We start from the raw sequence: 8,817 nt of genomic DNA, 5'->3' as shown, positions 1-8,817 counted from the left end.
AGTTCATCTCACGGTGTCGTGCCATGGGGTGGCTAACTTGTTCTTGCAATTTGCGATTGAATTTTACTTTCCAGATCCACACGCTCCTTGGCAAAGAGGCACGAATGAGAATACAAACAATCTGCTCCGTGAGTATCTTCCTAAGTCTCAAGACATGTCTGATATTCCTGCACCAGAATTCGCAGAGTACGCTCATAAATTGAATACCCGGCCCAAGAAGTGTCTGGGTTGGAGAACACCCTACGAAGTTTTCTATAATGAGACTTTGCACTTAATTTGACAATTCACCGTTCTAATAAACGCCGCGGGCGAATGAAGGTGGTGATGGCGGTGTCGTTTTCTGGAATGTAATCTGCAGCGGTAAAGAACGCTTGCATATCCGGATCATCGCATACCACCACGATGCGCGCGACTTGTTTGAAGTATTCGTCGAATTGATCCAACAGTTCGTGGCCGATGCCTTGATGTTGGTATTCAGGCAACACGATCAAGTCTTGAATGAACAACACCGTGTGCATATCCGACACGCCGCGGATCAAGCCGACTAAGCTGCCGTCTTCATCGCGTGCGGTTAGTAACGTTGAATTGGCGATGCCGCGAGCAGTTTCGCCGATGTCTTGTAAATAATGGGTGAAGCCCACGCCGCCATAAAGCTTTTTAATTTCATGAATGGTCAAACCAGTTTCAAATCGGTACTGCACGATATTGCCTCACAATCATCTTTAAAGTGTCTGCGATGATTGTACCCTTTTGTTGATGAGAGTTCATGTTTAAAAACATTAGGATTCGGTAAAATCGATGAACTGCACATTGTCGTCGATATCCCCACCATCGCCGGACAAGGTAAAAATGCTCATATTAGGAACATACTTCAAACTCAAGTGTTCATCTAAGTCTTCTTGCGAGTAACCTTTGATGCCGACTGGGCCTAAATTACTAGGCAGATCCACATCATAATCGGTGGCGTCATCAGAGTCGGGGATGACGTTGATCGTGAATTGCACTTGCATATGGATCATGGCATGTTGCGAATATGGACCGACGCCATCTTCAAAGGTCAACAACAAGCGCTTATCTGGTGCCAAATGCGGGGTGAGCTTCGCCACTGCCGCATCGTTAAAATGAATTTCCCTCGTAGTGCCTCCTTTGATTTTTCAACACTCCCTGACATAAGCATAGTCACTTTGAGTCTATTACGCAATTTATAAGCCTATACAATTTTTTCGAACGATATTTGCTTTTCGTCACAATTTCTTCACATTTAGCCGTTATATTGACTGTATGGACATAAGTCACCCACTTATTTCCATACCCATACCCAACTTTTTCATTTTTACTCCTCCAAGTAAAAATCGCCAGGTAGCCACCCACTACTTGGCCAATCCTTACTCCTTGGTCGCCACCACCCATGGCGACCATTTTTTTGTGCCATTTTTGCCCCATGCGTGCCGGCAGATGACATTGGACACAATAAACTTGTAGTAAGCGCTTTCTGGACGTGATATAATTCACATATTGATAAGACTGCACGGCTTGGATTGGCAACTGTTCACCATCTCAGGAGGAAAAAGATATGAAGAAACTGGTTACAGTCGGCGTCACCATGATCATGGCGTTAAGTCTCGCAGCATGCGGCAGCAATACAAAAGATAGTGATTCATCTAGCAAGTCCAGCTCCAGTGCCACTACGAAAACAAAAATCACCATCAATGATGGCCTGAAATCTGGCGAAACCGCGCCAGCTGCTGGCACTTTGGTAATGCGCCAAGGCTATGCCGCGCCGCATGGCACCCAGTCAGTTGCCGCAGTGAATGTGACCTTAAATGGGGATACCATTGTGGCTGCGCGCATTGATGAATTCCAATATGTCGACAAATCCGCTGATTGGACTGGTGTGCCAAACTCTGATAAAGATTTGGCAAAGGCTATCCTAGCGGCAAATTCTTGATCGGCAAAGCACAAAATTCCAAGCCTTACTCTGCTTTAATGAAGAAAGAAGCTAAGGCGACAAAGACTTGGGAAGAAAGCATGACTGCGATTCAAAACTACGTCAAAGGCAAAAAGGTTTCCGATCTCAAACAAACTGTCACTGATTTGAAAGCCACCAAGAAAGCTTCAGACGTGGTTTCCGGCGCTACTTTTGCCGATACCGCCGGCTATGTGCAAGCCATTTATGATGTGGCGTCAAACGGCATGGTTTCCAAAGGCGTCGCGACCACGGATAACAATGTCACTGAAGGCCAGATCTTAGCAGCACCGCACGGCAAACAAAGTTTTGGGATCATTACCGTGGCGATGCAAAACAATAAGATCGCGAATGTTTTCGTCGATGAATTTCAATACACGCCGAGTGCTACCTTTGGCGCCTTGCCAAACTCAGATAAAGATTTCGGCAAAGGCATCAAGTCAGGCACAGTGTTGGCATCTAAGCGCGCCAACTCCAAAGCTTATTCTGCTTTGATGACCAAAGAAGCCAAAGCCACGCATACTTGGATCGAAAACTCTGATGCCATTGCAGCGTTTGCCAATGGGAAAACCATTGCCGAACTGGAAACGGCAGTGGGTAATGTGAAGAAAACCAAGAAAGTGGCTGACGTAGTATCAGGCGCCACGTTTGTCGATACTGCCGGCTACTTACAAGCGATCATCGATGCCGCCAAAGCAGCAAAATAAGAACTGAGATCTTTACAGCAAAAGACGAGCACCCCCAAAGTTGGGTGCTCGTCTTTTTGCAGTGTCTGAGGATCAGTGGTTAGTGAACGTTGCCATCGTAACGTAACCGCCGGAACTTGGTAAATTGCGCAAATTGGCATAAATTAATCGATCGCCAGTGGTGATCCAAGTCACTTGTTCGACTGAAAGAATCGGATCGCCTGGCGCCACATTTAAATACAAAATATCTTGGGCATTGGCGAGCTCAGCAGTGATTTTGCGGTTGGCGCCTGAAAGCTGGACGTTGAGATCGTCACGAAAATAATCGTAAAGGGATTGCTCGCAGATCTCACGAGTCAAATCTTGCGCCAGTTTGATCGGGATGATGTTGTGTTCCAAGGAGTGCGGGATCCCTTTGAGTTTCCGTAGGCGATCGACGATATAAATCGGCTCGTCTGGTGTCAATTGAAGCTTTGTTTGGATTTTAGGCGTTGGCAAGCCCACTGAGAAATTTAAGAGTTGGGTGCTGACATCCGCGCGAGGATTGGTCGTGGTGACGCCAGCAAACCAAGAATTCGGGCGAACATGTTGGTTGAACATCGCGGTGTTGAGGACAAAAGTGCCTGAGCCAGATTTTTTCCAAATGAGCCCTTTTTGCTCGAGTTCATCGCAGGCTTCACGGATGGTGATCCGACTGACACCAAATTCTTGAGCCAAAGTCACTTGATCTGGCAGTTTGGTATGCGGCGGATATTGTTTGGTGTTGATCCGCTGGATGAGGGCTGCGGCAACTGCCTTGTATTGAGGAAGGGTCATGCTTCACCAGCTTTCTGAGCAATCACAGTGATTACTATTATTATAGATGATTTGCGCCGACTCACAACATTTTGCCGGCTAAGGTAACTGTTGATTGCATCAACTCGTGTGTTGTAGACCAGCTAGTGACGTGATACGGCATCATCATGATTATTCGGGAAATAATTTATATTTATTAATTTATATCATCGAGCAGATTATTGCAGGAATGAAAGACAAGGTGTGACATCAACCTGGGATGAATTTCGATTTCACTTCAGAAATGCCCATACCACTAGCCTCAACCAATTTTGAATTCGGATAAATTAAGTGACACCACAACCAATAAAGGCCAATTTAATCGTGCCAACGGCAATGGAAGCGGAAACCGGTTACAGCATTTTGGACCAATATTTTTACAATTCGTTCGGCTTTTGTATACCACTTTGGAAAAACGCGAAATGAAAGCGTATGAGTGACGGTATCTTCGAGGTAACCGAAATCGTGCCTGGCCGATTGAATTGGTGTGTACCAATGCTTGACTACTTGCAAAGCGTTTTCATGCTTGGCATACTGCTACGTGTACTAAATTTATACTAGTCTGACCGACTAGAGATCTTGGAGGAACTCATGAAATCATATATGCAAAACCTTGGGCGCTCCTTACAACTGCCAGTCGCCGTACTGCCAGCTGCTGCGCTTTTGGTCGGGATCGCCAATTACTGGCTGTCCTTTGGGCCTAATGCCATTGCAACGTTCCTGTTGCAAGGTGGCTTGGCAATTTTGGGTCAATTGCCAATTCTGTTTGCTGTCGGGGTTGCCTTGGGGATGTCCGAAGGCAAAGACGGGGCCGCAGCTTTTGCTGGGTTAGTTGCCTTTGAAGTCCCAGTCAACGTGTTGAAGCCTGAAAACATCGCCGCATTTACTGGCGTTAAGGTCACAGCCGTTGATCCGGCCTTTTCCCAAATCACGAACGTTTTCATCGGGATCATCGCTGGGTTGATCGCGGCTGCTTTATTCAACCGTTTCCACTCAGTTAAGTTGCCGATGGCCTTGTCCTTCTTCTCAGGCAAACGCGCGGTGCCGATCATGGCAGCTTTCGTCATGATGATCGTGTCTGCGATTCTGTTTGTTGTTTGGCCACCGGTTTATAACGTGTTGGTCGCCTTTGGTGAATCCATCGTTAAACTCGGTGCAGTCGGAGCCGGCTTGTACGGCTTCTTCAACCGTTTGCTGATTCCAACTGGGTTACACCAAGCGTTGAACTCTGTGTTCTGGTTTGACGTTGCCGGGATCAACGATATCGGTAAGTTCTTAGCTTCCCAAGGGCCAAAAGGCGTTACCGGGATGTTCCAAGCTGGGTTCTTCCCAGTGATGATGTTCGGTTTACCAGCTGGTGCGTTTGCCATTTACAAAAATGCGCGCCCAGAACGCAAAAAAGAAGTTGGTTCCTTAATGTTAGCCGGTGCCTTTGCCTCATTCTTCACCGGTGTTACTGAACCGCTTGAATTCTCCTTCATGTTTGTCGCTTGGCCATTGTACGTCATCCATGCGGTGTTCACTGGTATTTCCTTAGCCTTTGCAGCGTTTATGCACTGGACTGCTGGGTTTGCGTTCTCCGCTGGGTTAGTCGATTTCGTCCTCAGTTTCAAGAACCCAATTGCCAACATGCCTTACATGTTGATCATCCAAGGCTTAGTGATGGCTGTGATCTACTACTTCGGCTTTGATTTTGCCATCAAGAAGTTCAACATCATGACACCAGGTCGCGAAGAATTGCCTGCCGATGATGGCAAAGCTGCTCCGGCAGTGGTTACTGATGCCAATGATGACAAGTACACCGTTCAAGCAAAGCGCATTTATGCTGCGTTAGGTGGTAGCGATAACTTGAACGTGGTTGATAACTGCACGACGCGTTTGCGTTTGAAGTTGACTGATACTGGCAACATCGATAAAGCGGCGATCAAAGCCACTGGCGTTCCAGGGATCAACGTGTTAGATAAGAACAATTTACAAATTATTGTCGGTACGGAAGTTCAATTCGTGGCGGATGCTTTGAGCCAATTAAAAGAAGCCAACACCCCAGTTTCTGCGATCGAACCAAGTGCTGCCCCAGCTCCGGCTGTTGCGAAGTCTTCTGCAACCGAAGCTGGCGTAGAGGTTGAATTCCACAGTGTGGCTAACGGTCATTATTTGGAACTTGATCAATTAAGCGATCCTACTTTTGCCCAAAAGATGTTAGGTGACGGCTTTGCCATCGATCCAACCGACGGCAACATCGTGTCTCCTGTTGACGGTGAAGTTACCACTGTGTTCCCAACCAAACATGCCATCGGCTTTAAGACTGCTGGCGGGTTGGAAGTCTTGCTTCACATGGGCTTAGACACCGTTGAATTAAAAGGCGCTGGCTTTGATGTCCAAGTTGCTGATGGCGACAAGGTCAAGCATGGCCAACTGGTGGCCAAAGTCGATCTCGAATCGATCAAAGCTGCTGGTAAGCAAACGCCAATGATCGTGATCATCACCAATATGGATGCAGTCGGCTTGTTGAAGTACAACGCCGTTAAGGATCCAATCACAGATGATGCCAAGGTCTTAACTGCAACCACGAAGTAATTTCTAGTTAAATCGAAAACGCACTTTTCAGCTGTGCTCGGCTGAAAAGTGCGTTTTTTGATTTAATCAAATGGAAATTTCATGCCCCAGGCGTTGCGAACATCATCCATAATGTGGGAAACATCGCGAGACATGGCTAACTGACCATCATCATGGCCGACTTCAATGTAGCGCTGCATGTCTTGAACTTCATATTGTAAAGCCAAGTCGCTGTTACCTGCAGTCAACGTTTCGGTGTGCGAGCTGTGGGCATCTTCGGTGTAAGTGACTAATGCTTCAGTGGCCCGCGGATAGTTGTTGATCTCGACATAACCTTTGGTGCCTGAAACCACGCCTCGCTTAGGTTGTTTGGCCCGCAAGGATAACGCCATCACCGCCATTTGTTGTTCTGGGTTTTTCAAAATGATCCCAGATTGTTCATCGACGCCAGTTTCAAAGAATTTGACCGTGGTGAGAGTGACATTGGGTTGCGAATTCAAGAAGCTGCGCGCAAAAGCGGTGGCATAACCGCCGATATCTAACAACGCACCGCCTGCGAGGTCCTTATTGAAAAAGCGGTTGGTCGGATCATAATCTTTGAGGCTACCGAAGTTGACTTGCACCATATTGATATCGCCAAGTTTGCCTGACGCGATCAAATCCTGGACTTTTTGGTAAATCGGCATGTGGAATAAGGTCAATCCTTCCGTTAAAATCAACCCTTTTTCATGGGCTAAAGCTTGGACCTCATCAAATTGTTTGGCATTGACGGTGATCGCTTTTTCCGCAAGAACATGCTTGCCTGCATTCAACGCCTTTTTGATGTAGTCATAGTGGAAGGTATGTGGGGTGGCGATGTAAATGATATCGATGTTGGCATCGGCAATCATCGCTTCAGCATTCGGGTAGACATGTTGAATGTGTTTCTCAGTGGCAAATTGCTGGGTTTGTTCTGCATTTACCGCAGTGACGCCGTAAATCGAGCCGTTCACTGCGTTTAAGGCATCCGCCATTTCATGTGCGATCACACCAGTACCGATCATGCCCCAATTGTATGTGGTCATTTTAATAAGTCCTTTCTAGACGTTGCACGTCTCCGTCGCTAGTTTCCAACAAAATCGTCGTCACCAAGCCTTCAAATAAAGAAGTGGCCACGACGCCTGGCAGATTTTCCAAACGCTGGGCGAGCGCATGCACTTTGGTTTCAGCAGATAGTGGCAGATCGATTACGACATTGCCGTCGCGTGTCCGCGTGAAACCCATATAGTTGCTGGCTTGGCGAAGCTTAGCCGTGGTGTGAAAGGCTGAAGCCACTTGTTGCACTAAAGGGATGGCAACATCGAGCGCTTCGATCGTTAGTGGTGCTTGCCCATCAAATTCTGGCACATAGCGTTCTTCGCCTACCAATAACACAAATTGTCGACTCAACATCGCATTGCGCTTTTCATAAGTAAAAATCGCGCCACCGCTTTTCAACGCTTCGAAATGGTTTGTCACTTGGTCGCAGCCGTCAAAGGCGATATCGGTTCCGGTGAGACCAAGATCCACGGTTAAGCCTAATTCACGACAAGTCGCAATCGTCGCTTCTGAAGGACTGCAGATCCGCAGATCAGTCAGTGAACTCGCGGCGATGGCTTGCGCTAATTGCTTGATATGGTTGCCAACGCCTAAGCTGATGGCCATGCCAGATTCGATCATCGCTAAAGCTGCTTGAATTTGTTTGGACATGAGGCGCCTCCTGAGAAATTTAATTTCACAGTCATATTAAAATGTGAAATTAAATTTGTCAAGCGCTTGCTTAACCGAAAGAAATCTACTAAATTGGAAGGTGTAGAAATTGACGAAATGAGGGGAAATCCATGACCCAACGCAATATCATCAACGACTTGTACGCCCAGCAGCCGAAAATGTCTGCCACCGATAGCAAAATTGCAGCCGTGATTTTAGCTGATCCCAGCTTGGTCGTGAACATGACGATTGCTGCATTGGCGCAAGCAGCGCAAGTCAGTGAAGCCTCTGTGTCGCGTTTTTGTCGGAATTTGAATCGCGACGGCTTTCACCAAGTCAAAATCGAACTGGCCCAAGCTGCGGAGGATCAACATAATTACTATCATGATATTCACGCTGATTCGACTGACCAAGCGTTGCAAAATATTGCCGAAAATAAAATCGCTGAAGTGAAGGCGACCCTCCAGGGGATCGATTCGGCCCAAATCGACACGTTGTTGACTTGGTTGAAACAAGCACCAGTGATTCAGTGTGCTGGCGCTGGGGGCACGTATCCGGTAGCCTTAGATGCGGTATACAAGTTCAATCAGTTAGGCTTTTTGGCACTTTGTGATGCGACTTATGAAACCAGCATGGCGCAAACCATGAATTTACCAACAGGATCAGTACTGTTGGTGATCTCAAATTCTGGTGAAACCGCCCATTTGATCAACCAAGCCCAGTATGCCAAGCAACATGATATTCATGTCGTTGCGTTGACCAATCGAGATGATTCGCCGTTGGGAAAGCTGGCGGAGGTCCACATTTTAACCGCTGTGCGGCAACAAGTGTTCGAATCTGAATATTACTTTTCAAGGTTGTCTGCGACGGCAGCCATTGAAGCCTTATTCTTATTATTGCTGGCGCAAGATCCGGCGTACTCCGATCATATTCAAGCCCATGAGCATCTGATCGCTGATGCGAAAATTTGAACACACAAAGACGCCACGAGTGACCTTTACCCAATTTGTTGGAACTGAATATGATTTAGACGCAAGGTAACTCTTG

8 protein-coding genes and 1 pseudogene are annotated in these 8,817 nt (G+C 47.0%); 4 read left to right on the top strand and 5 right to left on the bottom strand.

What is annotated here, in order from left to right; translation table 11 throughout:
- Positions 1 to 280 (top strand): transposase (locus FD01_RS16565; protein ID WP_420864842.1); only part of this gene is annotated, 280 nt, incomplete at its 5' end.
- Between the two features lie 4 nt (positions 281 to 284).
- Here the strand turns inward: FD01_RS16565 and FD01_RS06235 are convergent.
- Positions 285 to 701 (bottom strand): GNAT family N-acetyltransferase, encoded by a 417-nt coding sequence (locus tag FD01_RS06235; RefSeq protein WP_054718919.1) that lies wholly within the window; start codon positions 699 to 701, stop codon positions 285 to 287.
- 78 nt (positions 702 to 779) lie between these two features.
- Positions 780 to 1,151 (bottom strand): iron-sulfur cluster biosynthesis family protein, encoded by a 372-nt coding sequence (locus tag FD01_RS06230; RefSeq protein WP_054718916.1) that lies wholly within the window; start codon positions 1,149 to 1,151, stop codon positions 780 to 782.
- 422 nt (positions 1,152 to 1,573) lie between these two features.
- Between FD01_RS06230 and FD01_RS06220 the strand changes: the two are divergent.
- Positions 1,574 to 2,673, top strand: a pseudogene (locus FD01_RS06220) (peptidoglycan-binding protein).
- A gap of 72 nt (positions 2,674 to 2,745) precedes the next feature.
- Here FD01_RS06220 and FD01_RS06215 read toward each other — a convergent pair.
- Positions 2,746 to 3,468 (bottom strand): GntR family transcriptional regulator, encoded by a 723-nt coding sequence (locus FD01_RS06215; protein ID WP_056963259.1) that lies wholly within the window; start codon positions 3,466 to 3,468, stop codon positions 2,746 to 2,748.
- A gap of 609 nt (positions 3,469 to 4,077) precedes the next feature.
- Between FD01_RS06215 and nagE the strand changes: the two genes are divergently transcribed.
- On the top strand, positions 4,078 to 6,063 hold the full coding sequence (nagE, locus tag FD01_RS06210) for an N-acetylglucosamine-specific PTS transporter subunit IIBC (protein WP_054718907.1): 1,986 nt from the start codon (positions 4,078 to 4,080) through the stop codon (positions 6,061 to 6,063).
- Between the two features lie 62 nt (positions 6,064 to 6,125).
- Here the strand turns inward: nagE and FD01_RS06205 are convergent, their stop codons facing one another.
- Positions 6,126 to 7,106, bottom strand: a complete 981-nt coding sequence (locus FD01_RS06205; RefSeq protein ID WP_056963257.1) for a Gfo/Idh/MocA family protein — start codon at positions 7,104 to 7,106, stop codon at positions 6,126 to 6,128.
- Between the two features lies 1 nt (position 7,107).
- Positions 7,108 to 7,770: a ribose-5-phosphate isomerase A gene (locus FD01_RS06200; RefSeq protein WP_054718901.1), complete on the bottom strand. Its 663-nt coding sequence runs from the start codon at positions 7,768 to 7,770 to the stop codon at positions 7,108 to 7,110.
- A gap of 131 nt (positions 7,771 to 7,901) precedes the next feature.
- Between FD01_RS06200 and FD01_RS06195 the strand changes: the two genes are divergently transcribed.
- The gene (locus FD01_RS06195) at positions 7,902 to 8,741 is read left to right on the top strand and encodes a MurR/RpiR family transcriptional regulator (RefSeq protein WP_054718898.1); all 840 of its coding nucleotides are present in this window, start codon (positions 7,902 to 7,904) and stop codon (positions 8,739 to 8,741) included.
- The last annotated feature ends 76 nt before the right edge of the window (positions 8,742 to 8,817 follow it).

Origin of the sequence: Lacticaseibacillus manihotivorans DSM 13343 = JCM 12514 (assembly GCF_001435035.1) — a bacterium.
GTDB classification, from domain to species: Bacteria; Bacillota; Bacilli; order Lactobacillales; family Lactobacillaceae; genus Lacticaseibacillus; species Lacticaseibacillus manihotivorans.
This window is presented reverse-complemented; position numbering and strand designations above follow the sequence as displayed.

Bases quoted from the DNA above. Each gene is read 5' to 3' on its own strand.
- FD01_RS06215 (WP_056963259.1), bottom strand. From the start codon at position 3,468: ATGACCCTTCCTCAATACAAGGCAGTTGCCGCAGCCCTCATCCAGCGG.
- nagE (WP_054718907.1), top strand. From the start codon at position 4,078: ATGAAATCATATATGCAAAACCTTGGGCGCTCCTTACAACTGCCAGTC.
- FD01_RS06205 (WP_056963257.1), bottom strand. From the start codon at position 7,106: ATGACCACATACAATTGGGGCATGATCGGTACTGGTGTGATCGCACAT.
- FD01_RS06200 (WP_054718901.1), bottom strand. From the start codon at position 7,770: ATGTCCAAACAAATTCAAGCAGCTTTAGCGATGATCGAATCTGGCATG.
- FD01_RS06195 (WP_054718898.1), top strand. From the start codon at position 7,902: ATGACCCAACGCAATATCATCAACGACTTGTACGCCCAGCAGCCGAAA.